At 41.6% G+C, this 26,230-nt stretch carries 13 protein-coding genes and 2 pseudogenes; 6 read left to right on the top strand and 9 right to left on the bottom strand.

Features of this window, described 5'->3' with window-relative positions; genetic code table 11:
* Window positions 1-49: 49 nt before the first annotated feature.
* The 3 genes and pseudogenes from RMY16_RS16150 to RMY16_RS16140 form a co-directional block, all read right to left on the bottom strand.
* Window positions 50-1,489: a condensation domain-containing protein gene (locus tag RMY16_RS16150; protein ID WP_322737258.1), complete on the bottom strand. Its 1,440-nt coding sequence runs from the start codon at window positions 1,487-1,489 to the stop codon at window positions 50-52.
* 162 nt (window positions 1,490-1,651) lie between these two features.
* Window positions 1,652-1,867, bottom strand: a pseudogene (locus tag RMY16_RS33055) (phosphopantetheine-binding protein); the annotation flags it as partial.
* Between the two features lie 131 nt (window positions 1,868-1,998).
* Window positions 1,999-10,857 carry a non-ribosomal peptide synthetase gene (locus tag RMY16_RS16140; protein ID WP_322737256.1) on the bottom strand — a complete coding sequence of 2,953 codons (8,859 nt, stop codon included), beginning with the start codon at window positions 10,855-10,857 and terminating at the stop codon, window positions 1,999-2,001.
* A gap of 1,276 nt (window positions 10,858-12,133) precedes the next feature.
* Between RMY16_RS16140 and RMY16_RS16135 the strand changes: the two genes are divergently transcribed.
* The 5 genes and pseudogenes from RMY16_RS16135 (at window position 12,134) to hypB (ending at window position 18,875) form a co-directional block, all read left to right on the top strand.
* Complete coding sequence (locus tag RMY16_RS16135) at window positions 12,134-14,761, top strand: TonB-dependent siderophore receptor (RefSeq protein ID WP_322737255.1); 2,628 nt, start codon at window positions 12,134-12,136, stop codon at window positions 14,759-14,761.
* Between the two features lie 24 nt (window positions 14,762-14,785).
* Window positions 14,786-15,814: an ABC transporter substrate-binding protein gene (locus tag RMY16_RS16130; RefSeq protein WP_322737254.1), complete on the top strand. Its 1,029-nt coding sequence runs from the start codon at window positions 14,786-14,788 to the stop codon at window positions 15,812-15,814.
* 195 nt (window positions 15,815-16,009) lie between these two features.
* A complete protein-coding gene (locus RMY16_RS16125) occupies window positions 16,010-17,071 on the top strand; it encodes an iron ABC transporter permease (RefSeq protein ID WP_322737253.1) in 1,062 nt (353 codons plus the stop codon).
* Window positions 17,068-17,868 carry an ABC transporter ATP-binding protein gene (locus RMY16_RS16120; protein WP_322737252.1) on the top strand — a complete coding sequence of 267 codons (801 nt, stop codon included), beginning with the start codon at window positions 17,068-17,070 and terminating at the stop codon, window positions 17,866-17,868. The genes RMY16_RS16125 and RMY16_RS16120 overlap by 4 nt, the downstream gene beginning before the upstream one ends.
* A gap of 87 nt (window positions 17,869-17,955) precedes the next feature.
* Window positions 17,956-18,875 (top strand): annotated as a pseudogene (hypB, locus tag RMY16_RS16115) (hydrogenase nickel incorporation protein HypB).
* A 240-nt stretch (window positions 18,876-19,115) separates the two neighbouring features.
* Here the strand turns inward: hypB and RMY16_RS33050 are convergent.
* From RMY16_RS33050 to RMY16_RS16085, 6 genes are all read right to left on the bottom strand, one after another.
* Entirely contained in the window at window positions 19,116-19,334 is a 219-nt protein-coding gene (locus RMY16_RS33050) for a chlorophyll a/b-binding protein (protein ID WP_416211677.1), read from the bottom strand.
* A gap of 288 nt (window positions 19,335-19,622) precedes the next feature.
* Entirely contained in the window at window positions 19,623-20,666 is a 1,044-nt protein-coding gene (locus tag RMY16_RS16105; protein ID WP_322737251.1) for a 1,9-bis(guanidino)-5-aza-nonane synthase, read from the bottom strand.
* Window positions 20,667-20,916: 250 nt separating this feature from the next.
* Window positions 20,917-22,167: an ornithine--oxo-acid transaminase gene (gene rocD, locus RMY16_RS16100; protein WP_322737250.1), complete on the bottom strand. Its 1,251-nt coding sequence runs from the start codon at window positions 22,165-22,167 to the stop codon at window positions 20,917-20,919.
* Between the two features lie 833 nt (window positions 22,168-23,000).
* Window positions 23,001-23,216, bottom strand: coding sequence for a hypothetical protein (locus tag RMY16_RS16095; RefSeq protein WP_322737249.1), 216 nt, complete (start codon window positions 23,214-23,216; stop codon window positions 23,001-23,003).
* 282 nt (window positions 23,217-23,498) lie between these two features.
* The gene (locus tag RMY16_RS16090; protein WP_094345574.1) at window positions 23,499-23,801 is read right to left on the bottom strand and encodes a hypothetical protein; all 303 of its coding nucleotides are present in this window, start codon (window positions 23,799-23,801) and stop codon (window positions 23,499-23,501) included.
* Window positions 23,802-24,263: 462 nt separating this feature from the next.
* Window positions 24,264-25,937 carry a bifunctional 3'-5' exonuclease/DNA polymerase gene (locus tag RMY16_RS16085; RefSeq protein ID WP_322737248.1) on the bottom strand — a complete coding sequence of 558 codons (1,674 nt, stop codon included), beginning with the start codon at window positions 25,935-25,937 and terminating at the stop codon, window positions 24,264-24,266.
* On the opposite strand from RMY16_RS16085, the gene RMY16_RS16080 reads away from it, so the two are divergent.
* Window positions 25,904-26,167: a TetR-like C-terminal domain-containing protein gene (locus tag RMY16_RS16080; protein ID WP_322737247.1), complete on the top strand. Its 264-nt coding sequence runs from the start codon at window positions 25,904-25,906 to the stop codon at window positions 26,165-26,167. The genes RMY16_RS16085 and RMY16_RS16080 overlap by 34 nt on opposite strands.
* Window positions 26,168-26,230 lie beyond the last annotated feature (63 nt).

Genomic DNA, 26,230 nt, shown 5'->3' with positions numbered 1-26,230 from the left:
AAAAACTTAATTTTGCAGTATATCTAATTACATTATTTATTTTGATTCATCAATCAACTGATAATTTGATTGGTTTAGGCTGGCAAGTTTTTAGCTTGTTAATTATGAAATTTCTACGTTCTTTGATATTTAAGGTTTGTTCTTGACTTTCAAGCTCATTAATCATATTTATTAAACTTTTTAATTGAGTATTAGGTTCTGCAAGTATACTATTGATAAGTAGTTCAAAAATTTTCATTATTTTGGCGATCGCAATAGATTTGAAGCAGTGTAAATCATAGGATATATTCAACGATAGCTCTGCTCCTAGTGTCACCATCAGCACAAGAGAATAGTTAGAGTTAATCAAGGAACGAACATTATCAATCCTCAAGTTTTCTATAGGTAGGCTAGAAATACTTGCTGTCGAGGTTTCAAATACTAAAATACTCTCAAACAAAGGCATACTTGAGGGTACTTCACTCCAATTCTGAATTTGCACTAAGGGGGTATACTCATATCGACGCATACTAAGCTGCTGGAGTTGGAGTTCCTTAAGCCAAGACAAAAGCAAAGCTTCACCAGACACCAATACGCGCATTGGTAGGGTATTGATAAAAAGTCCTACTATCGAGGAAACCCCTGGTAGGGTGGGCGGACGACCAGACACAACGGTTCCGTAAACTACATCTGCTTCACCACTGTAATAACTCAACAGTAAAGCCCAAATTCCTTGTACCAAGGTGTTCAGCGTCAAATGATGTTGTCGCGCTAGAGATTTAAGTGCTTCTGTAGTTAGTAGCGACAGTTGGATTTGCTGTTGACCGGAATCTTGGTGGCGATTGGGGTAAGCATCAATTCTCCAGTCTGCTGCTAAAGGAGTTAATGTTGTGAAACCCTGAAGAGTTTTTCGCCAAAATACCTCTGCTTGTGATAAATCCTGCTGCTTAAGCCAAGCAATGTAATCCCGATAAGGACGGCTTGGTTGCAAGTGGAGACTTTGGTCTTGGCAAAGTGCCTTATAGAAGGCAAAAAATTCTTTCATAATGATGTTGGTAGACCACCCATCCAACACTAGATGACAAATACTCCAGATAAATTGGTAAGTGTTCGCGTCAGTTTGGATTAAGGCAAGCCGCATTAAGGGTGGTTGAGCCAAATCAAAGCCAATTTTTTGGTCTGCTTCCAGGTAACTTTGTAGTTGCGCTTCCTGTTCAGCAATTGAAAGCTGACACCAATCATAGTGCTGTATCAGCAGTCTAGGTTGTTGGTGTACTATTTGAACTGGCTGGTTCAGACCTTGCCATACAAAAGCTGTCCTCAAGCTCGGATGTCGGTTTACCACTTGCTGCCAAGCCTGCTCAAAAGCTGAGACATTGAGAGTGCCATGCAAGGTACATAGCGTCTGCTCAAAATACATCTTGGAATCTGGAGCAGAGAGGATGTGAAACAGCATACCCTGTTGAGTAGGCGAGAGTGTATAAATGTCCTCTATATTTTTGGCTTCCATACAGTGAAATTTCTACTTGTTGTTGTTCATAAAAAGCTTATTTAGTTCTTCCTGAGTTAACTCAGCTTCTGGAAAGTCTGAAGGTTTGAAGTTGAGCGTATCGGTAGACACAAAATGAGTATTCGGCGGCAATTCCTCCTGTGCAACTGCAATTGTCTCCACAATCATTGCTAACTCTGCAATAGTTAAATATTCAAATAGCTGATTTGTTGTGAATTTTAAGCCTGCTTCATAAGCTTTAGCTACAACTTGAATACTCCCAATTGAATCACCTCCCAATTCTAAAAAGTTGTCGTAAATGCCTACCTGTGGAATTCCCAAAACCTGGCTCCAGATTGTGGCTAGCACTTCTTCCACTGGCGTGCGGGGTGCTACGTAAATAGTTTGCCTTGCTATACCTTCTTTCTGCATCAGCATTGCCAGAAGTTCGCGCTTTTCTGATGAAAGCTGTTCAATACGTTTTAAAAGCTCGTCGCTCACTGTTGATTTACTCCAAACAAAATAAATATTTACTGGCGTTGCATAGATAATTGATTGTTGGCAAGCATTACTTTCACTTCTTCTTCTGAAAGTGTTTCCAATATGCTTAGAAGTTGAGCCATTTTTACCTCTTCGGATTGTACTTGCTCAGGTGCAGGCAAATGGCGGCGATCGACCTTTCCACTTGGAGTCAATGGCAATTCTTCTAAGACAACAAAGACATTAGGAATCATGTATTCCGGTAATTTCTGCTGCAAGAAACTCCGCAATTCATTGGTCGCAGGTGCAGGTTTTTGCTGTGGTACTACGTAGGCTACTAAGCGTTTGCTACCTGATTCCTCTTCTCGAAGTATGACCGCTGCTTCCCGAACAACAGGATGTTGAAGTAAAATTGCCTCAATCGCCGTTAGTTCAATCCGATACCCGCGAATCTTCACCTGGCGATCGATACGTCCCAAAAACTCAATGTTGCCATCTGGAAGATAACGCGCTAAATCCCCAGTTTTGTAAAGGCGGTTAAATTTTAGATTTTGGGTTGCACCTTTGGTGCGCTGGAAGCGCAACTTAGATTTTGGATTATCGAAATTTTCATTCTTATCCCCCAATCTAAAATCTAAAATCGGCAATCCAAAATCGCTAAACGGGTTGGGAATAAACTTTTGGGCAGTTAATTCTGGACGATTGAGATAGCCTTTAGCTACACCCAAGCCACCAATATAAATTTCACCAGGAACTCCAATGGGTACTGGTTGGAGATAAGAATCTAGTAAATAAATCTGAGTGTTGGCAATGGGACGACCAATAGAAACAGGATTGTTTAAATCATGATTTTGACAATCGTATACACTACTCCAAACTGTTGCTTCTGTGGGGCCATACTCATTAAATAAGGATGTATCGGGCAGTAGTTGACGATGGCGTTCAACCAATTCTGTAGAACAACATTCCCCAGCAACAATAACTGTCTGCAACGAGACAAGTTGGGCTGGATCTATAGCAGCGAGTAGGGTGCTGTAAAGTGAGGGAACACTTAACCAGTGTGAAACTTGATGTTGAACAATCAGCTTGACTAATTGCCAAATATCTCTCTGGGAACCCTCAGTTAACAGTACTAGTTTACCTCCTTGACATAATGTCCAAAATATGGGCGCAACTGAACTATCAAAAGCAAAAGAGGGAATCAATAAGAAACTGGTAACGGGTTCTGAGTAATAAGTAATGCGGGCAAAGGTAGAATGGGCTAAGTTTTGTTGGGTAACGAGTACTCCCTTCGGTTGACCTGTGGAGCCTGATGTGTAAATAATGTAGGCTAGATTTTCTAATGTGCTTGTACTGCTGGGGTTTTCTGGACTTTCCTGCGCTATGATATGCCAGTCTGAGTCTAGGCAGACAATTTGGGCTGTGTGGGTAGGTAAGTTAGCTACTAGCCGTGCCTGAGTCAATAAAACTGGCACTTGAGCATCTTCCAATATAAAAGCCAAGTTTTCTTGGGGATATGTTGGATCTAAAGGTACGTAAGCTCCTCCTGCCTTGAGAATTCCTAAAATTCCCACTATCATCTCTAAGGAACGTTCGACACAGAGAGCCACTGGTACATCGGCAGTTACTCCTAGACGCTGCAAGTAATGGGCCAGAGCATTAGCTCGATGATTTAGCTGTTGGTAAGTTAGAGACGCGACGCCAATCGCTACAACGGGGGGAACCCCCGCAACGCGCTGGCTCATTAATCGCGTCTGTACATCTTCAAAGACGATGGCGATCGCATCAGGATTTTGTGCTGCCATAGCCTCAAAGTGTTGATGGATACAGCAGTCTTGGGGATATTTGCTGCTGGTGTTATTCCATTCTTCGAGTAACATCTGTCGTTGGCGATCGCCCAAAAGACATTGCGACTCGTAACGTGCCAACGGCTGTGAAGACATTGCTGTTAATGTTTCTTGAAAATAAGTGCCAATAGTCTCTAACTGGGCATGACTTATCTGTGTCAAGTCACACTCTAAATCGAGTTGTATACAATCTGAGGCATGATTGAGATTAAACTCAGACCGCAAGGTAAAATGAGTTTCACCAAAACCCCTAGCTCCTAAAACTTCCAAATCTTCGAGACTTTGCAGACTCTCATAAACATGAAAGTTAGTATAATTAAAAACAGTTTCAACTAGGGGCTGGAGAGCCTGACGACCAACAAGTTGGTGTAAATCTGCGTAAGCATAACGCCTAAAGGGCAACAACTCTCGTTCAGCAGCAAAAACCTGCTGCACCAACTCTAGCCAAGTTCCCCCCGTCAGCTGCAAACGCAAAGGAACCGTATTCAAATGGATTCCCAAAGTTTTTTCTCCGTCAGCTGCTTCCAATCGACCATTCGACTCCAGCCCCGTGAGGATATCACTCTCACCACTCAACAAACTCATCACCCTGATATGTGCAGCTAACAACACGTTTTTCAGGGGGACTTCTGCTAACCGAGCTAGTTTTTGCAATTTCTCAGAAAGTTCTGAGGAGATGGGGACATCTAAAAAGCCAATTTCCGGGGTATTTGTGCTGTGATGAGTCACCTTCCAACGGGCTATTCTCGTGGTTACACAACCTGCTAATTTTTGCCTCCAAAAATATTGAGAGTCTGGCAATTGCAATGTTGCACGCTCTAAGGCGACAAAATCTCGATAAGTTATAGCTGGGACTGGTTCAATGGCTTCGCTTTTACCGTTGAGCAGAGCATAATAATGATGCAGTAATTCTGTCAGCAAACAAGCTTTGCTCCAACCGTCAAGAATAGAAGTGTGACAGCTAAAAGTGAGATAAAAAGACTGCTCTGTAAGGCGGTGAATGAAAAAGCGAATAAATGGTGGAGAAGACCAATCAAAATTTCGTCGTTTTTCAGCTTTTATCCAGGTGGAAAGTGCTTGTTGTTGTTGCTCTGGTGACAAATGACGCAAGTCTTCGACATGAAAGGGAGCAGTAACTTGTTGATGAACTAATTGTAGGGGTTCGCTAAAGTTAGTCAGATCGAAAGATGTCCGCAAGATGGCGTGGCGATCGACAACGTGCTGTAGAGCTTTTTGAAACAATTCAATGTCTAGACGAACTTGCAAATTGTAAAGGAAAATATCATGGTACATCGGCTCATCAGGCATGGACTGAGTGTGAAAAATCACCCCAGCCTGAACCCTAGCTAAAGGATAAGCATCTTCTACATCTTTGGGTAGCTTTTGCCGTTCTGTCTGGGAAATCAGGCTAAATGGCTCTGTTTTTTGAGTTATTAAAGCACTGGGTTCAACAAAAGTAATTTCTCGTGCCAGCGAGTCGATAGTCTGATGCTGGAAAATCTGCGCTAAGGAGAAGCTTAAACCTTTTGCAGTGGCTCTAGCTAGCACTTGGATACTGCGAATCGAATCTCCTCCCAACTCAAAAAAGTTGTCGTGAATGCCTATTTGTTCAATGTCCAGCACCTCTGCCCAAACCTCTGCCAATGCCTTTTCTATAGGAGTACGAGGTGCTACGAAAGCTTTTTCCAATTCAGGTCTGACTTTACCAGGAATTGGTAAAGACTGTCGGTCTACCTTACCATTCGGCGTTAAAGGCAGTGCATCCAGTAGGACGAAAGCCGCCGGAACCATGTAATCAGGGAGCTTTTCTAAAAGAAAGCGACGCAATTCGGTAGTGGTGGGTGCTGGTTGATGACGGGTGACGCAATAAGCAACTAATTGCTGATTGCTAAAATCTGCCTGAGAATTAGCTAATTCTCCTTTGAGTAAGCGACGCAAACCAGTAATTGTTGATGAATTTTCTACATCAACCAGTGGTGTGAAATCTCGGTGCTGTTCCTTCTTCTCAATTTCTCTCATCAAAACAACAACTTCCCGCAATGCTGGATGTTGACTCAGTACCGCTTCAATCTCTCCTAGCTCAATACGGAATCCCCGCAATTTAACTTGATCGTCAAGTCGTCCGAGATATTCAATGTTGCGATCGTTCAGATAACGTGCCAAATCCCCAGTTTTGTATAAGCGATCAAATCCAGATTGATCTTCATTCGCTCCCCTGCTCCCCTGCTCCCCTGCTCCCCTACTTCTTTTAAACGGGTTGGCAATGAATTTAATATCTGTTAACTCTGGTTGATGCAGATAACCCCGCGCTAAACCCACACCCCCAATGTGTAGTTCCCCAGGTACGCCAATAGGTACTGGTTGCAAGTGATTATCTAGCAAATATATTTGCGTATTGGCAATGGGGCGACCAATGGGAACAGTATGCTTACGACTCTCACGTTCACAAGCCCAGAATGTGACATCGATCGCAGCTTCCGTTGGCCCATACAAATTATGTAAGTCTGCATCCAAACGCTCAAAAAATCGTTCTTGTAGTTTCAAAGGTAGGGCTTCACCACTACACATCACCTTTCTCAAGCATTGACAAGTTTCTAAACCAGGTTCCTCAAGAAACACTTGCAACATGGAAGGAACAAAATGCAGCGTGGTGATTTGTTCCTGGGCAATAAGCTGAACAAGGTAGGTGCTATCTTGATGACCTCCTGGACGAGCTACCACTAAACGCGCTCCGGTAGTCAAAGGCCAAAAGAATTCCCAAATTGAGACATCAAAGCTAAAAGGTGTCTTTTGCAACACTTTATCTACTGTTGTCAGTTGATAAGTTTCCTGCATCCAAGAGAGACGATTGCAAATTCCTCTATGAATGTTCATTACCCCCTTTGGTTTGCCAGTCGAGCCGGAGGTGTAAATTACATAAGCTAAATTATCAGTTGTCACCTGGCTAATCGGGTTGTCCACATTTTCACTAGTCCAAACCTCATGGTTTTTGTCCACCAATACCACTTGCGCCCCATGTTCAGGCAAAGCTGCAAGGAATTTCTCTTGAGTCAGCAACACTGAAACCTGAGCATTTTCCACCATGAAAGCCAGACGTTCTTGAGGATAGGAGGGATCTAGAGGAACGTAACCTCCCCCAGCTTTGAGAGTCGCCAAGATACTCACTACCATTAAGAGCGATCGCTCTAGACAAATGCCAACCAACACTTCCGGTTCTACTCCCAGAGTTTGCAGATAATGTGCTAATTGGTTGGCTCGTCGATTCAACTCGATGTATGTGAGTTGTTCTGTTTCAAATACTACCGCCACTGCATCTGGTGTCTGCTCTACCTGAGCCTCAAATTGTTGATGGAGACAAGGTTTACTAGCATAATCCACTTGGGTAGTATTCCACTCGACTAATAATTGTTGCTGTTCTAATTCCGTGAGGAGTGGTAGAAGTGAGATGTGCTGCTGTGAGTCAGCAACAATACCTTCTAGCAAGGTCTGAAAATGACCAGCCATCCGCGCAATAGCGGCAGCATCGAATAAGTCTGTGTTGTATTGCCAAGAAGCAGATAGTGTTTCATCCACCTCAGCCATGACGAGATTGAGGTCAAACTGAGCAATTCGCTGTTCGAGGGCTAGGGACTCTAGCTCTAGTTCTCCTAATTTTATCTTTGCTCCTGTTTCCCCTAAAGCAAAGGCCGCCAAACCTGATTCATTGAGCAGGTGGGCTTTGTGCAAGACAAACATCACTTGAAATAAGGGCGAACGGCTGGGATCTCTGACTGGTTGTAATTGCTCAACCAGTCGGGCAAAGGGGTAGTCCTGGCGATCGAAAGCATCTAACACACAGGAACGTACTTGAATGAGAAACTCATCAAAGGTGGGATTTTGTGATAAAGGCAATTGCGCGTATGCCAAAGGCGTAGGCGTACCCGCCCGCCGCAGGCATCGCAATACTACCGGATTGACAAAATACCCTACTACTCCTGCTGTATCAGTTCGACTTCTGCCTGTTGTAGGGGAACCTACTAGAAAGTCTGCTTGACCTGTGTAGCGATAAAGTAGCACTTGAAAGGCTGCTAGCAAGGTCATGTAGAGAGTAACTCCACGTTGGCGGCTGAAGTTTTGTAGCTTTTGAGTTAATTCTCTACTCAGCTGATAGCCAAAGGAAGCTCCTTGATAGGTTTGAATGGCTGGACGCGGATGGTCAGTTGGCAAATTTAATACAGGTAATTCTCCTGCCAACTGCTTTTGCCAGTAGTCCCACAGGCGATCGCCTTCTGGACTCGCTAGCATTAGAGCCTGTTCTCGCACATAGTCGGTGTACTGCCAAACCAAAGGAGGCAGAGTCACAGGTGTATTATTTTTGTTGCTCTGGTACAGTGTTCCTAACTCATCCACCAAGACGGTGAGGCTCCAAAAGTCGGCAACGATGTGGTGGACAACAAGTAAAAGAATGTGTTCCGTTTGTGAACGAGCGAACAGACTCACCCGCATGAGGGGGCCTTGCTCAAGATTGAAGGGATGGTATGCTGCTTTAAGCAGGCGATCGCTCAAAAATTCCTCATCCCATGTTGCAGCATCTTCCTTTTGCCAGCAGACCTCTACGTGCTTATGGACTCGCTGTACAGGTTGTCCTTCAACATTTGGGAAAGTCGCGCCCAAAATTGTATGGCGTTCTACTAAACTCTGAAATGCTTGATGCAATGCAGAAATATCAAGCTCACCACGAATACGCACAGCATTAGCAATGTTGTAGGCAGGACTCTCTGGTGCTAGCTGGTGTAAAAAGTACAAAGCCTGTTGACCGTAGGAAAGAGGGTACTCAGTGACAGTTTCATTAACTTGGGCTGGAGTGCTTTTAGGGACAGAAGAAACATTTGTTAACTGAGCAAGTACTACGGTTGCTAGTTGGTCAATACTCGAACCCCCCAGAAAGCTAGTCATCGGTAAGACCACACCCAAGTTAGTTTCAATGGAGTGCTGGAGTTCTACTGCCATTAAGGAATCGAGTCCCACAGTGTTCAAGGGTTGCTGCGGGTTAACTTGGGAAGAAACTAGTTTGAGTACCTGAGCTACTAGCTGCTGAAGATAACAGGTTAGCTGGAACTGACGCTCTTGCGGCTCTAATGCGAGGACGGCTGTATGAGTAAGGCTGGCTGTATTGACTGTAGTATGAGATTCTTCTAAAACGCTACTGGCAATATTTTCCCAACTTCCTGCCAAAAAAATAGTGCGACAAGCATGGCGCTGAACCTTACCGCTAGAAGTTTTAGGGATACTACCTGGCTTGAGGAGTAACACTGCATAAACTTGCAGTTCATGTTCTTCTACTACTGCTTGACGGATAGCTCTAATGACTTCCTCAGTTGCCAAATTCCGTAGAAAACTGCGATTAACTTCTTGAGCAATAACTAATCTCTCTTCCCCAGCAACATCAATTGTAAAGGCTGCACCACCGCTAGGTTGTAGTGATGGGTGGCTTTGTTCTACCGACCATTCAATGTCTTGCGGGTAATGATTGCGACCCCGGATAATAATCAAATCCTTCAGACGACCTGTGACAAATAGCTCTCCTTCCTGCAAAAAGCCCAAGTCTCCTGTCCGTAGAAAAGGCCCGTCTTGAGTATCCTTGAGGTAGGCTCGGAATGTGTAATCAGTTTGCTCTGGCTGATTCCAGTAGCCTTGGGTGACGCTTGGCCCTGCAATCCAAATTTCACCCACCTCACTAGGCTGGCAACGGGTTAGTGTCTCAGGATTAACTATTGCTATCTTTAAATCTTGTAAAGCATGACCACAACCGACTATAGTCTGTATGCCAGCTTCATTTTGACGAAAAGGATAAGGTTCAAAGCCTCGCTCCTTGTGGGTAATCGCTCCTTTGTTTCCCTGCCCCTCTGCCCCTCTGCTCCCCTGCTTCCTCTGCCCCTCTGCTTCCCCTGCTCCCTTGCTCCCCTGCTCAAGAGCTTTTCCACTGGCTGGAACTATTTGATTTTGCAGTAGTGCCGCCGACTGAACTGGCAACAACACAGGTGGAAGTAATTTGCTACCACCAGTTACCATCAGCGTTGTTTCTGCCATCCCGTAACAAGGATAAAAAGTCTCACGCCGGAAGCCACATTCAGCAAAGGTAGCGCTAAACTGCTCTAGAGTTTCTTTCCGAATCGGTTCAGCGCCGTTAAAAGCAATTTCCCAGCTACTCAAATCCAGGGTGGCCCGTTGTTCGGGCGTAATTTTGCGAACACACAGGTCATAGGCAAAATTGGGACCACCGCTAGTTGTTGCTTGATATCGGGAAATCGCCTGTAGCCAGCGCAAGGGTTTTTGCAGAAATGCCACAGGAGCCATGAGTATGCACGGTATCCCCAAGTACAAGGGCTGGAGCAGATTCCCGACTAAACCCATGTCATGAAACAGAGGCAGCCAACCCACGAAAAGGGTATTTTCTGTGTGCTGCATCGCCTGTTTAATTACAAGTTCGTTATGTAGCAAATTCCCATGACTTACCATTACGCCTTTAGGTGTACCCGTAGAGCCGGAAGTATACTGCAAAAAGGCCAGGTTATTGCTATTTATCGATGGTTGCTGCCATGAATGTGCTAAGTCGGTAGTAATGTTATCGGTGGTCAGCAACCGCAATGCTTGTAAATTCGGATCTTGGGCGAATTGTCGCTCAATATTGGCAAAGACAGTTGTAGTAGTCAGGGCGATTGTTGCCTGTGCATCTGCCACAACAGTCTGGAGTCGGGACAGGGATTGGTTCGGTCGGGGTGGATAAGCCGGAACTGCAATTACCCCAGCATACAGACATCCGAAAAACGCAGCAATGAATTCTAAACCAGGTGGGTAGAGCAGTAGTCCACGCTCTCCAATTTTAACTCCACAACTTTGAAGTCGGGCAGCAATGGTTTGAGCTTGGCGATCTAGTTCTCCATAAGTCAAATTCGATGCTTCTACTTCTCCATCCAGCAGAAAAGAATAAGCCTTTTGCTCAGGTGTCAGAAGCGCTCTCCAATGGAGAAGTTCAACCAACGAGGTGAATCCCCTCGGTAGCTCCCAAAGATTTTTGCCCATTAATGCCACTCCATTTATATAAGTATCTACGTGGAGCCAAACTCACTGGTTGGGTTAAGTGCGATCAGCTACGCTGGGCGGTTACGCCATCGCGTTTTCAGCCTTTATTTATTGAAAATCTCAGCGTATTAGCCAATACCGTATTTTTTTGAGAAAAAAGTTTTTTATTTCCAAGTCTAAAATTTAACAGCACAACCAACTCAGACAAAGTATGCCTTTATGTGAAAGCTTTGTGAAATTTAGAGTTTATCTATATTTAACATTAATAAAAATATTTATCATTAATTTTCTCTTATTGTCAAGCATTTTGCTGTGTGTAAGCAATATTTGAAATGGGCAAAATAACGTTTTTTTAGGTCTCTAAAACATTCATCAATATAAATATTTTTATTTTAAACTGGCAAAACCTATTCATAGCAATATTTTCAGGTTACTCTATAAAAACTAATTTATATTTTAGAAATAAAAAAATCTGAATAGGACAAGTTGTCAAATTTTACATAACTTATATCAAGTAGATTTTCCATAAGAAACTGATAGTCTAAACTGTGATAAAATTAATCCAAGTAAAATAAAAGTTATAAAACATTCAAAAAAAATAAAAGCTAACTACAGAGGATCTATAGTATGTGCTGCGTAAATATGCCTATCCTTTTTTTAGACTAAAAGCCCAGCTTTTCAGGCTAATAATGCTAGGTTAATTTGTACGAAACTGTGCTAGAGCCAATTTGGGAAGTAGATGAATACTTAAATATAAAAATGTTTAATTAATTCATAAACTTTTACACAAACATGAGAGTAGCGAAAAAGTATTGTCATTACAGACTATGTAATTCCAGATGAATAAAAATTTTCCCAAGTAAATCTTGAGTTATAGCGTTTCCTAATCTGCTGAGGTAGTGAGGAATTCACCTTCTAAATTAAGCAAACTCTGCGTAACTCTGCGCCACTTTGCGTTTAAAAGCAAAAACTTGTGTACCTCACTTAATAAAAAAACGCTATATTGATATTGCTAAAATCAAATAAAACTATTTAATTTTTAGCATTTTTATATTTTTAATGGTTAGTTTTAAGACAATAATTGTTTGTCGGATAATCAGGAAAAAATTTGTTGATATCGTATGGTATTTTTAACGTATATTTGTATTTGGCAATCAAAAATAAATAATAACTATTGTCAATTATATCCTGTAGTAGTTGAAAGTAAAAGCAGATTGCGATCGCGTGCAATTAGGTGTGTCTTGATTTCATCAATATTGTGGTGTGGAGGAAAATTTTGAAACTAAGACAGATGATCTATCTAGGGATTGTCGGAGGTATTTGTCTGTTGGGGACTCAGGCTGTAAAAGCACAGTCAGCAGAACCACCAATCACAAAGATTCCCCAATTGAGCGATATTCCACGTCCTCACACCAATGTTAAAGACTGGCTAGCGCAGCCTAATCAACAGACTGAAGTCACACTAGTGACAGGAGTGCGCCTGAACTCAACTTCTAGCGGATTGGAAATCGTCTTAGAAACTCCTACATCTGAAAAATTACAAACCACCATCAAGAACGAAAACAACAACTTTGTTGCAGATATCCCTAATGCTCAACTGCAATTAACAGGTGATAGTTCTTTTCGTCAAGACAAGCCTGTGGCGGGAATTAGCGAAGTAATAGTTACCAATGTAGATATAAATACTATCCGAGTGACGGTAACGGGTGAAGGAGGTATCCCAAAAGTCGAGTTAGATGATGGCGATACAGGCTTAATTTTTGTTGTCACACCAGTTGTATCCTCGACACCACAAACGCAAAACCCCACCCCGCCTACGGCCCCCCTCCCCTTGCCAAGGGGAGGAGAAGGGGAGGGGTTACAAGAAACACCGCCAACTCAACCATCGGCTGATGCAGATGAACCAATTGAACTAATAGTGACAGGAGAGGAAGATACATATTCAGTACCCGACGCTAGCACTGGAACAAGGACAGATACACCACTTAGGGATATTCCCCAATCAATTCAAGTGATTCCTCGTCAGGTGATTGAAGACCGAAATGTTGTACGTCTTTCGGAATTGGCGGATAACGTTAGTGGCGTACAACCAGAACGGGGATATGGGGGATTGTCGTCATTAGGATATCGGGTGCGTGGGTTTCTCACCAATTTTGAAACTTTACGCAATGGCTTTCCTGATTATGGTTACTTCAGTCCGCGAGATGTCGCTAATATCGAGAGGTTGGAAATTCTCAAAGGGCCGGCGGCGGTACTTTATGGTGGTAGTCCAACACAGTATGCAGGAGGAAGCGGTGTTATTAATACAACTACCAAAAAGCCGCTTGCAGAGCCTTATTACAGCGCCAGTGTAACTTATGGAAGTTATAACTTTTTGCGTCCGACTTTAGATATTAGCGGGCCACTGACAGATGATAAATCAGTACTGTATCGTTTGAACGTCGCTTATGAAAGTTCCGACAGTTTTCGTGATTTTGTCGAATATGACAGCTTTTTTATCTCGCCTGTGGTAGAGATTAAAGTAGGCGATCGCACTAAACTCACCTTTGAATACGAACACCAAAAATACAACTTTGTTTTTGATAATGGTTTTCCCATTGAGCCAGAAATTCTCCAACTTCCGCGCAGTCGATTTTTAGGAGAACCTAACTTTGCCAATGGGGAAGTGACATTTAACTCATTAACCTATAGATTAGAACACGATTTTGACGACAACTGGAAATTTCGCCAAGGATTTAATGTTCTCAATGCTAATTTGAATGATGCAAGGCAAGCCTCTTCTGGTTCTTTACAAGACGACCGTCGAACATTAGACCGTCTTTTTTATGCTTCTGATGAGGAACACGAAAATATCACCCTGCAAAACCAAATTTCTGGCAAGTTTTCCACTGGTTCTATTCGCCATAATGTAGTATTTGGAGTAGATTTAGCCCGAAACTTATTTAGTTATATTTTTGCCCCAGATTTAGAACTATCAATAGATATTTTTAACCCGCAATATGGTGGAACTCCTACTCCTGTAGAAGGTGGTTCTCCTTTTGGTCTAAAAATTGTCTCCGAGAATGTTGGTTTATTCGCTGAGAATCTAATTGAACTTACACCTAATTTCAAGGTTTCATTAGGTGGTCGCTTAGACTTTAATGATTACAGCACTCAAGACCGTGTGAGTGGCGATATTCTCAAACAATCAAACACTCGATTTTCGCCGCGAGTGGGAATTATATATCAACCAAGCGATGTGACTTCGCTCTACTTCAATTGGTCTAATGGTTTTTCTCCCCAATTTCAAGCCAGAAGTCGCACAAAAGAACAATTTGAACCGCAAACTACCGAGCAATTTGAAGTGGGGGTGAAACAGAATTTTCTGGACAATAAACTTTCTGCAACTTTAGCATTATTTCAAATTACCAAGCAGAATGTATTGACACCAGACCCAGTAGACGACATATTCCAAATCCAAACCGGAGAACAACGCAGTCGAGGTATTGAATTAGACATTGCAGGCGAAATATCACCAGGTTGGAAAGTGATTGCTAACTATGCTTACATTGATGGCAAAGTAACAAAAGATAATCTGATTCCTGTAGGAGATAGATTATTTGGTGTTCCAGAACATAGCGCTGGATTGTGGACAAGTTATGAACTACAAAGTGGTAGTTTGCAGGGGTTAGGATTTGGTGCTGGGTTGTATTTTGTCGGTGAGCAGGAAGTGGATTTACCGAATAAGTTTAAACTTGCAAGTTATTTACGAGCTGATGCTTCTATCTTCTATCGGCGGCAAAATTATCGATTTGCAGTCAATTTCAAGAATATTTCTAATATTAAATATTATGAGGTTGATGGGTATAGTATTGACCCTGCGCCACCATTTACAGTGTTGGGAACAGTGTCAGTTGAGTTTTAATCCCAAAGCATTAAAGCGAGAATTGTGAGTAAATTACATCGCCAAATCTGGATATTTAAACCTTTTGTTGCAGTCTTAGGAGTGCTGATGCTGGGAATGGTTTCAGGGTGTGCAGGAAATGTCGCTACTCCAAATGATTCTAACTCTAATGCGACAAAACATACACCATTTACACTTAAGAACTGTGATTTGACAATTACCTACAAACAACCACCACAACGCGCTGTCACTATGATGCAATCGGCGACGGAGGTGATGCTAGCGTTGGGTTTAGAAAAGCAGATGGTTGGTACAGCCTATCTGGATAATCCGATTTTGCCAGAGTATCAACAAGCATATTCCCAAATTCGCGTATTAGCGCCAAAGTACCCGTCACGGGAAGTTTTTTTGGGAGTTGAGCCGGATTTTGTCTTCTCCACTGAGGAAAGCGCTTTTGCCAAAGAAGCACTTGGATCGCAATCAGAGTTGCTAAAACTAGGTATTTCTTCTTATTTGTTGCCCATTGAATGCGATCGCACCGAACTTAGACCTGAGCGCGTAACGATGGAGAATTTATATCAAGAAATCCGAGAAATAGGGCGGATTTTTAGAGTAGAACAACGGGCAGAAAAGTTAATTGTGCAATTGCGATCGCAACTCGAAGCAACCCAAAAAAAGCTAGGGAAAGTAACAACCAAAAAACGCATTTTCTGGTATGATTCTGAAGATCCTCCCCTAACTGTTTCTACTTGGGGAATGCCCAATCATATTATTGAGTTAGCTGGTGGTGAAAATATATTTAAAGATATTCAAAAAAAAGAAGCATGGGTAACAGTTAATTGGGAAGATGTGATTGCACGTCAACCAGATGTGATTGTTCTGATTGATGCTAACTGGTCATCTGCCCAAGAGAAGCGTCGATTACTTAAATCTCACCCTGCTTACTCCCAACTAACAGCAGTGCAACAGGATAAATTCATTGTTCTGGGCTTTAGTTACACGATGCCAGGAATTAGGAATGTCGCAGGGGTGAAACAATTAGCAGAGGCTTTGTATCCTGAGAGGTTTAAGTGATGGAGGGGAGTAGGGGAAGCGGGGTAAGAAAGAATGACTAATAGACAAGAGTGCAAAAGTGCCTTTTGCACTCTTGTCGGGAAATGGGGAAAGGTTAAAGGGGAATGTTAATTCTATCCCTTTTCCCTTTAACCCTTACCCTTTACCCGACTTATGCAAGAAGTCTAATAACCAATGACCAATGACTAATAACTAATGACTAATCTATTACCAAAGCAATTGAGAAAAAATAAGCAGCAACGCTACAAGCTGCTAATGGTAGCAATGGTAGTGATATTGTTGGTTTCTATGACGTTGGCGGTGATGATTGGGCCTGTGGCTATTCCTCCTTTGAGAGTATGGCAGATAGCTTTATCCCAACTGTTTCCAAATGTTACAGGAGACTGGACTCCAGCACAAATTCAAATTGTCTGGCTAATCCGCTTTCCGCGTGTGCTATTAGCTTTTTTTGTGGGTGCTGGACTATCAGTGGTTGGTGTCATCATGCAAGCAGTGGTGCGAAATCCCTTAGCCGATCCATTTATTCTCGGTATTTCCTCTGGCGCGTCGGTTGGTGCTGTTTTAGTCATCCTATTTGGTATTTTCTCATTTTTTGGTGTTTATGCGCTGTCTGTTGGGGCTTTCCTCGGTGCGCTGTTAGCATTCGTTGTTGTTTTCTTTTTAGCACGACAAAAAGGACACCTCTCCTCCACCCGCTTAATCTTAGTTGGTGTATCAATATCATATCTGTTTGAGGCAGTAACGAGTTTCTTGGCTATTAAAGCTGAAAGTGGTGAAGCTACACGACGAGTATTGTTTTGGTTATTGGGAGGACTTTCAGGAACAACGTGGACAGACTTAATCCTGCCGGTGCTGACTTTGTTCTTGGGAATCGGGTATTTGTTACTCCAGACGCGATCGCTAAATGCACTCCTGATCGGTGAAGAAACGGCTCGTACTCTGGGAACTGACACCGATCGCTTCCGCAAGCAGTTATTCCTAGTAACCTCACTGTTGACAGGTGTAATAGTTGCTGTCAGTGGTGTCATTGGCTTCGTTGGGCTAATGATTCCTCATAGCGTCCGTTTCCTCGTCGGCTCAGATCATCGCCGCGTGTTACCTGTGAGTCTGTTGCTGGGCGGAATTTTCTTAATTTGGGCAGATGTCTTAGCACGTACGATTGTTGCCCCAGAGGAACTGCCCATTGGTATTATTACGGCACTTTTCGGCGCTCCTTTTTTCATTTGGTTGATGCAAGGTAAAGGGGGTGGAAAATGAAGTTAGAGGTGAAACACCTATCCTGGAGTATTGAAGGAAAGCAAATTTTGCATGACATCAATCTGCAAGTGTCATCGGGTGAGTTTGTCGGGCTGATTGGCCCTAATGGTAGTGGTAAGTCAAGTTTGCTCAGATGTATGTATCGTGTCCTTAAGCCAAATAGTGGATTGATAACTCTCAATGGAAAGAATATCTGGCATTTGAGTACCCGTGAAATGGCACAAGCTACAGCAGTTGTTTTGCAGGAAACATCTACTGAATTTGATTTTACTGTTGCAGAGATGGTATTAATGGGGCGTAATGCCCATCAAGGGTTATTTGACCGCGAGACAGAAAAAGACCACTCCATAGTCTTCGATGCTTTGGTGCAGGTGGGAATGAATGACTTTGCAGAACGTAGTTTCATTTCCCTTTCTGGTGGAGAAAAACAGCGTGTGTTGATTGCACGCGCCATAGCCCAGCAAGCACGGTTTTTGATTCTTGATGAGCCGACTAATCACCTTGATATTCGCTATCAGTTGGAACTTTTGGAACTGGTGAAGGGGTTGGGTGTGACTACTATTGCAGCGTTGCACGATTTGAATTTGGCTGCTAGTTATTGCGATCGCATTTATGTTGTCAATAATGGAACAATTAAAGCAGTAGGAACACCCCAAGATTTACTACAACCTGCTTTAATCCGCGAAGTTTTCTGTGTGGGTTCAACAGTGGAAACCGATCCAAGTAATGGTAAGTTACACATCAGTTTCTTCTTAGATGAAAAAATAGAGAGCAAGAGGAATTACCCAGATCCTTGAATCCTGCTACTTTATCTGTATTTAATAAACTTTTTCATTATCAGACAATTGATATGCTTTTTGAAAGCATGAGACTTGAAAAAAATTATGTGTGTCACCTGTGGTTGTTCTGACGATGCTGAAGTTAAAATCATCAACACTGAAATAAATGAAGTAGCAGTAATTAGCTCCCAAAATGAGCATCATCACCATGCTCATACTTCACATGAAGATACAGCGATCGCCCATTCTCACAATCATGATTCTCATCATATCCACACCCACACTTTACCATATGGCACTGTAATCACCCATTCTCACAGTCATGATTCTATCTCAGAAGCATCTCAGATTCATGCTCAAGTACGTAGTACAACTATATCTTTAGAACAAGATATTTTAGCAAAAAATAGTTTAATAGCAGCCCAAAATCGCGGATGGTTTAAAGGGCGCAACATCGTTGCTTTAAATCTAATGAGTTCTCCTGGTTCCGGGAAAACAACACTATTAACTCGCACTATTAATGATTTAAAACATCAGTTATCTATTAGTGTTATTGAAGGAGATCAAGAAACGATTAATGATACTAATAAAATTCAAGATACAGGCTGTAAAGTAGTACAAATTAACACAGAAGCTGTCATTTAGATGCAACGATGGTAGAACGGGGTTTACAACAACTAAATCCACCTTTGAACTCAGTGGTGATGATTGAGAACGTGGGCAATCTTGTTTGTCCCGCCTTATTTGATTTAGGAGAACACCTCAAAGTAGTAATTTTGTCTGTCACTGAGGGAGAAAATAAGCCAATAAAATACCCTCATATATTTCGTGCTAGTGAGATGATGATTCTTACTAAAATTGATTTACTACCTCATGTGCAGTTTGACGTTCAGCGTTGCATAGAATATGCCCAGCAGGTTAATCCTCAAATTCAGGTTTTTCAAGTTTCAGCAATGACTGGAACTGGGTTAGAGAGTTGGTATAAGTGGTTATTAGAAAGGGTTAGGAATAGTTCACAGGTATAACCCTAAAGTTAGCCCAAATTTAGACATATATACTGCATTTGAGACAGTAAAATCTGGTGCTAAAACAGTATACTGCAATATCAAGCAGGAGGATGCATGACTAAATTTAATACGCTCCATCCATGATATTAGCTATCTTGAATGGAGCGCATTATTCTACATACTTGTCTAAATCCGATTCTCACAAAGATGGAGATTTTTGTTGCTCTGCAATACTCTACTAAAGAACAACATTATTTTTTATGAGAAAAATCCCCAGAACAGTCCTCCAAGAAGCCCATCTTTATTAAGGATTTCAAACAGTGCAGTTGCAAAGAAGCCAATCATTGCCAAGCGTCCGTTCCAAATCTCAGCACTTGGTTGGAAACCCCATCTCCAACGGGTACCAGCGTAATAGTAAGGCTCTTTAATTTCTGGGAGTAAATCCTGACTTGCTTTTGCTTCTTTTATTTCTTGCATGATTCCTTGCCTTTTTGAGAAGAGTGTTTGTGCTTTATCTATCTTGCCTCCCATCTTAAAAAAACTTTACAAAATCCTACTCTTCCCAATGATACAAAAAGTTACACAAAAAAAATAAAAAATTTATACCAAAAGTTGAACGCCTAGTTGTGTTATCTAACACAAGAGATAAATACTCTCCTTCATCTTGGCAGCAAAATGAAGGAGAGCAAAGCAGGCTATAGGTAAAAATATTTCAAGATTACTGTTTATCTGTCACAGGGGGGTAAATTTCCCCCCTAAAAATTTCTACGCAGTTAATACCTTGGGTTGAGATTTAGTGAATAACTCAGCTAAACGATGCGGTTGGCGATCGCGCCAGTTACCCTTATGATACGCATACCCCGCAATTAACGGGAATGCCACAGTCGCCTCAGAAAACACCATCTGTTCAGTAGCTTTATCCACCTTCCCCCAAGAATGAGCCTCTTTAAGGGTAGAACCAGATAAAGCGCCATCCCGTTCATCGGCGACAGTAACTTGAATTGTATACTTGTGCATACTCGTCTCAAATCCCAGCATTTCCGCAGCTACCACCGTATCCTGAGCAAAGTTTTTCGGTACACCACCACCAATCATCACCAATCCAGTGTAGTTGGAAGCTAGTTTGCACTGCGTCAACTCCCGAAAGTCTCGCACTGAGTCAATGCTTAAATGTGATTCAGGAGAATTCCATTGGTGATGTACTAAGCCAAACCCAGCCGAACAGTCACTAAAAGCGGGGACAAAAATTGGTACTTGGTGTTGATAAGCAGCTTGCACTACAGATTGACCATAATTACCCCGGCGTTCTAAATAAACCGCCATCTGCTCAATAAATTCCCGTGAAGAATAGGGACGCTTCTCTAAATTCTCGGCGATTTCTGCGATCGTCATGTCACACACCCGTAGTTGATCCTCATCAATGTAGGTGTCATATATGCGGTCTATCCGTTGCTGTCTTAGCACCTCATCATCAGCAAAGGGATCGCCAACATAATGACGATAACCCAACGCTTCAAAGAAATCTTGGTCAACAATGTTAGCGCCAGTAGACACGATCGCATCTACCATATTGTGAGTAATTAAATCGTGGACTATTCCCTTGAGTCCAGCACTAAATAAAGACCCAGCTAAACACAGAATAATCGTACATTCTTTGTCTTGCAGCATTGCATCATAAATTTTTGCTGCTCGTCCCAAATTTCGACCTTGGAAAGCTGTTTTACCCATAGCTTCCACTAAGCCAACAACATCGAAAGCTTTGATGTCAATTGGTTGCACAGTCTGTTGCAAAAGTTCTTCACGATTCATGGTAGATTGTCCTTTTTATTGAAAATAAAAGTTATACGGTCTGCACAGCGACTAGAAGGCAAGTCTCACCAACGTACTAGGCGCTTCGCAGTGGTCGTACCAGGACAAACCAGGATCAGATTGCCGTCTTTTATTTAACTTGACGTGCAATTCCCAGATACTCATGAGTTGGATGAAAGAACTGTTCAATTTTGCTATTAATGACTTTTCAAACACTACAGTCCACCCATCATACTCAATTTACGCCAAACTAACAAGTCGTTGTCAAAACTCGCTCAATTTTCTCCAATGCCCAATCTATTTCATCTTGGGAAATAACCAAGGGTGGAGCAAAACGAATGACATTATCTCTAGTTTCTTTGGCTAATAATCCCTCTTTAGCTAAGGCTTTACAAAAACGTCTAGCACCACCAGCTTCGAGGTGCAATTCCACACCAATTAATAAGCCTTTACCACGCACTTCCTTAATATGTGAACTTTCAATTGATTGTAATTTCCTCATAAAATATTCTCCTAGTTGAGCAGCTTTTTCTGGCAAATTTTCTTCTATAAGAACATCCAGTGCTGCAATTCCAATAGCAGCAGCCAAGGGATTTCCGCCAAAGGTACTACCATGATCTCCTGGTTGAAACACAGCCATCACTTCGTCAGTAGAAATAAACGCAGAAATGGGATAAAATCCACCAGATAAAGCTTTTCCTACAGTTATGCCATCAGGCTTAACATTCTCATATTGATGGGCAAACATTTTACCTGTTCTTCCCAACCCAGTTTGAATTTCATCAAAAACTAGTAATACATTATGATGGCGACAGATTTGTTCTGCTTGCTTTAAAAACCCATGAGGAGGAACAATAATACCTCCCTCGCCCTGAATTGGTTCTACCAAAAATGCAGCAGTGTTAGGAGTAATCGCTTTTTCTAATGCTTCAGCATCACCAAAAGGGATAACTTTAAACCCAGTAGTTAAAGGCCCAAATCCATCTTGATATTGTTCTTCTGTAGAGAAGCTGATCAAACTAATAGTGCGTCCAGAAAAATTATTACTACAAACAATAATTTCTGCTTGATTTTCTGGTACACCTTTTACTTTATAAGCCCATTTACGAATGGCTTTTATAGCCGTTTCCACAGCTTCGGCTCCCGAATTCATGGGTAGCACTTTAGGTAGACCAGAAATCTCAGAAAGCTTCTCATAAAATCTTCCCAATTGGTCATTGAGAAAAGCCCTGGAAGTTAGTGTAACTTTCTCGGCTTGCTCAATCATGGCTGCAAGAATTTTGGGATGACAATGACCCTGATTTAATGCTGAATAAGCTGAAAGAAAATCTAGATATTTTTTACCTTCTATATCCCATATCCACACTCCTTGTCCTTTAGTGATGACTACATCTAAAGGATGATAATTATCAGCACCATATTGCTGTTCTAGTTCAATATAATCCTGGGTATTCATAGTATTGAGGTTGGGAATTCCCAGAGTTACGTTCGCTGCTTGCATATTTACTCCTGATAGCTTTGAGGGGTTGAAATAAAACTAGAAAACATCTGAAAGATTAGCAGTCGAATGAAACATTCAACGGGTATGAGCAGAAGAAAGAAAAAATTTAGCTTTGTTCTTCGTTTTATAGTTCCCAATTCCAGGACGCTACTGATATGAAACTAAATAAAATTAGTCAGTCATGTCAAAGACAAGCAATATTATTCAATACTGTGGATTTTTTCTAAATATCTCAACTAGCTAGTAATTATTGACCAGCCATTTGCTCATCTTCCAGACATGCAACTTGTGTAGGACATTTCGTGCCTAATTTTAGTGAAGAAAACCAGTTGCCCACTCTGTCTGAATGTGAAATCTTGCTGGCATAAAGACCGATAGTGTAAAGTGTGACGTTTTCGGTAGTAACTGTGTTTTTGTCCGCAAAATACAGACAAAAAGTTTGATATTTTTATGAAATATCTTTAGTTAGTCAAAAAAAGCTATTTTTTCCACTCTTATGTCATTCAGACTATCATTAAACTCCCAGTCTTTCAATGCTGGGGAGGGGGATAAGAAAATCGCAGCGCCAAATTAGCACCTGTAGATCGCCCAAGTACAACAATTCATCCTTCAAAGGGCAAACTCCACGAATTCAACCATTAACCGAAGAAGGTTTAGCTTCAAGACTTGGTGTAAATATAGAAACTATACGCGAGCAACGAAATAAGCTGCACCCACCGCTTTTTGTGGCATGGTGCAAGGGCAAGGATAAATCGGGTATGGGGTGGGAATTTAACGAAAATACGGGATTATATCAGCCGGTAAGTTAGTATTTTTATTATTTTCAAATCTTCTCAAAATGAACGGTTCAAAGCTTCATTTTCCTGTGGCATATTGACGTTTTGAGCCTGAAAAATGATTTTAAAAGCAATATCTCTGCCTGACTGCCTCAACACTTGTAGATAAGCAACAGCATCATCACGTCGGCGGAATCTTTTCACAACAATATTTTCTTGATTGGGAATATCACGGACAATACACCACGGTTTTAATTGCTCAGAATAAGTCATATTCTACCCCTTAAAAATTCTGTAAAATAACCATGCTTGCTATGTGCTTTTAAATCGCCAAATTTTACCTTAAACGAGGAGGTATACTCAAAGACAGGTCAAATTGATATTGACAATTAGAATTATGCGTGCATTAGATTTATTGGACAGATATATAGCGTTCCGACTGGAATTAAATATTGTGTACTGAGTCTGAAAACCTTGCAGGACAAAGTTTTTGTTTTAAAAACCTTTCAGTAATCAAACCAGATTGCTATATGTAGAATAGAAATGTTATTGAGATCAAGGCGAATGAGTCAGACATAGCAATTGCCAAATTTGCTCGGGAACTTCTTCAAAATGTTCCAGTAAAAAGTCCATGAATGCCAAATGTCGTAAATCATTAGGCTGAGGATAGCGTCTAAACTTACCTTGCTTAAACCAACCTCTGACCGTAGAATCAGAACGACAGCATATTAAGGCAATTTGTTCATAACTCACATCCCATTTGGCATAAAATTCTTCTGGTTTCATACCAAATTCCCAGTGACTGTAGAGTGAAATTAGATGAATTTCTCTTGCCCCTAAAATCCGGGGATTAGACATTAATGCACCTCAAATATATAAATATTAAAACTCATTTTTTACATCAGGTATTTGTTAGTCACAGAGTTTATAGACACACCAATAAAACCCAATTAAGCGGGTTTTAAACTCTTGATTCACTCTAAATCTGCGTAAGCAGATATAGTTAAAATAGTTCCGTTATTTATAATGGCTAGAATACCGATTCAGGAATAGCCAGAAATAGTGGATAGGGTGTAATACGCTTGGGTTAAGCCTTTTTTCTCCCCCTGCTCAAGAACAGCCCGCCCCAACAGATAAATGTCCTTAACTAAACGGTATTGAGATAGGGCGGGGATAGTGCTTCGGATCAAAAACGAAACGCCCTCTAACCACATTTTGCACGAGCTATACTTGAGGAGGGAAATTGAGTTTTTGACTAATCTTCTCAGAATAGTTTGATTGCAAATCCAACTTCAGTCGGACTCGGCAAGTTGGGATAGTTCACCAGCTATTTGATGTTTTAATATCTATAACAACTGGAATAGGGCTGAGAAACTTTTGGGCAGCAGCAACCATACAATTGTGTAATATATGGCTAACTTGGTCAACTTCAGTCTCTGGACATTCCAGTACAATTTCATCATGTCTTACACAGATGAGTTTTGTTCTGAATTTAGCTAATGGATTTGAAAGTTTTACCATAGCTAATTTGTTGATGTCGGCATTTAAACCTTGTACTGGATGGTTAAATAGCTCTGATAGTCGGGGCTTGTTTACCCATCTCCGTCGTCTGTTTGCTAGTGTACGACTTTCCTTAATGCCTTGTATGTATTTACCTTTGATGTTTTCATGCCACCTAGCTATTCCAGGATAAGCTTCAAAGAATCGTTTTCTGAAAGCTTTTGCTTGTTCTAATGTCATTGCCACCCCATATTTTACTTGGGCGTAAATTTGGAGTTTGGCAGCGCCCATACCGAAAATTAATCCAAAGTTTATTGCTTTTGCTAGTCTGCGGTCTTCTTCAGTCACTTCATTGATATATTTTCCAGTTACTAGAGATGCTGTTAATCGATGTAAGTCAGCCCCCTGGCGATAGACTTGGCACATCTTTGTATCACCACTAAGCCGAGCCATAATTCGTAGTTCTATTTGGGAGTAATCGGCTTTGATAATTTTATAGCCAGGGGCAGCAATAAAGCAGCTACGAGCTGCTTCATCACGGGGAATATTTTGTAGAGGTGGTTTGCGGCAAGAAAATCTACCGGATTTTGCTCCTAATTGATAATAGTTGGGATGAATTCTCCCAGTTTTAGGGTGGATATGCTGGGGTAGTTTCTCGGTAAAAGTGCCGATAATTTTAGATAGACGGCGGTAAGAAAGCAATGCTTGAATTATGGGATACTGTCCAGCTAAAGAAACCAATTTACTTTGATTAGTTGAGTTGATTTTAATACCAATAGCTTGTAGAGCAGCCAAAACTTGCTGAGGTGAATTCGGGTTTACTGCATCTGTTAGTTCTGGCAGCAATGACATCTGAGAACTAGCAATACGGAGTTGCTTGAGTTGGTTTAAAGCATCTGTTTTTTCAGCTTCTAGTTTTGCACCTAGTATCTGCCATCGAGACAAGTCAAATAGCATTCCGTTAAGTTCCATTTGAGCTACAACAGGCATACACTGAAATTCCAGTCGGGCAATTTTGAGTAACTTTGCCTGCTTTAACTTGTTGAGGAGAATTGGGTAAAGGTCAAGTAATATGGCAGCATCTACGGCAGCATAGTGCAATTGAACCTTGGTAAGAGGTTTACACCAATCGCTGATTTGTTGAGTTTTATCTAGTTGAAGGTGTAGTAGCTTTTTAGCTATATTTTGTAAGGATGAGCTTGTTTTTAACCCTGCGGTTAGAACTTTATAAGCAAGTTGGGTATCAAAGAATTGACCGGAGGGTTGAAGTCCTGCGAGTGTGAGAAATTGCCAGTCGAACTTGGCATTATGAGCAATTTTGACAGCAGAGTTACAAAGCAGTTTTTTGAGCAGTTGGCGATCGCTTTTGGGAATAGCTGGTAAATCAATTAGCACTACTGGATGCTTTGGTGCAGCTATTTGAATCAGTCTAATAGAATCAGTTAGAGGGTCAAGTCCTGTTGTTTCACAATCTAAATGACCTAGAAACAGCACCGCTGATTCAAGAAGTCTTCAGATTCCTCAAACGGGTGCTGCAACCTTACAATCTCAACGAAACAAAATTAATTGACGCAATGCGAATGGTTAACGGAGCGATTACTGGATTTATCGCGATTGAACAAGCTGGATTGATGACACTCGAACGCTCCACTGATGCTAGTTATCAGGTCATGCTCGATGCGCTAGTAGTCGCAATCCAATATATTCAACAAGTTGAGCCGTGATACTTAAAAAATAGATACACGGTTACTAAACGTTTGGCGATCGCCCGATAACTTTCAATATCT

The sequence above is a fragment of the Nostoc sp. DedQUE12b genome (assembly GCF_034530835.1).
Classification (GTDB): domain Bacteria; phylum Cyanobacteriota; class Cyanobacteriia; order Cyanobacteriales; family Nostocaceae; genus Nostoc.
Note: the sequence above shows the minus strand (reverse complement) of the source record. Positions and strands in the feature narration are given on the sequence as shown.

Coding starts and splice junctions, on each gene's coding strand:
- RMY16_RS16150 (WP_322737258.1), bottom strand. CDS start 1,489: ATGGAAGCCAAAAATATAGAGGACATTTATACACTCTCGCCTACTCAA.
- RMY16_RS16140 (WP_322737256.1), bottom strand. CDS start 10,857: ATGGGCAAAAATCTTTGGGAGCTACCGAGGGGATTCACCTCGTTGGTT.
- RMY16_RS16125 (WP_322737253.1), top strand. CDS start 16,010: ATGACTAATCTATTACCAAAGCAATTGAGAAAAAATAAGCAGCAACGC.
- RMY16_RS16120 (WP_322737252.1), top strand. CDS start 17,068: ATGAAGTTAGAGGTGAAACACCTATCCTGGAGTATTGAAGGAAAGCAA.
- RMY16_RS33050 (WP_416211677.1), bottom strand. CDS start 19,334: ATGCAAGAAATAAAAGAAGCAAAAGCAAGTCAGGATTTACTCCCAGAA.
- RMY16_RS16105 (WP_322737251.1), bottom strand. CDS start 20,666: ATGAATCGTGAAGAACTTTTGCAACAGACTGTGCAACCAATTGACATC.
- rocD (WP_322737250.1), bottom strand. CDS start 22,167: ATGCAAGCAGCGAACGTAACTCTGGGAATTCCCAACCTCAATACTATG.
- RMY16_RS16095 (WP_322737249.1), bottom strand. CDS start 23,216: ATGACTTATTCTGAGCAATTAAAACCGTGGTGTATTGTCCGTGATATT.
- RMY16_RS16090 (WP_094345574.1), bottom strand. CDS start 23,801: ATGTCTAATCCCCGGATTTTAGGGGCAAGAGAAATTCATCTAATTTCA.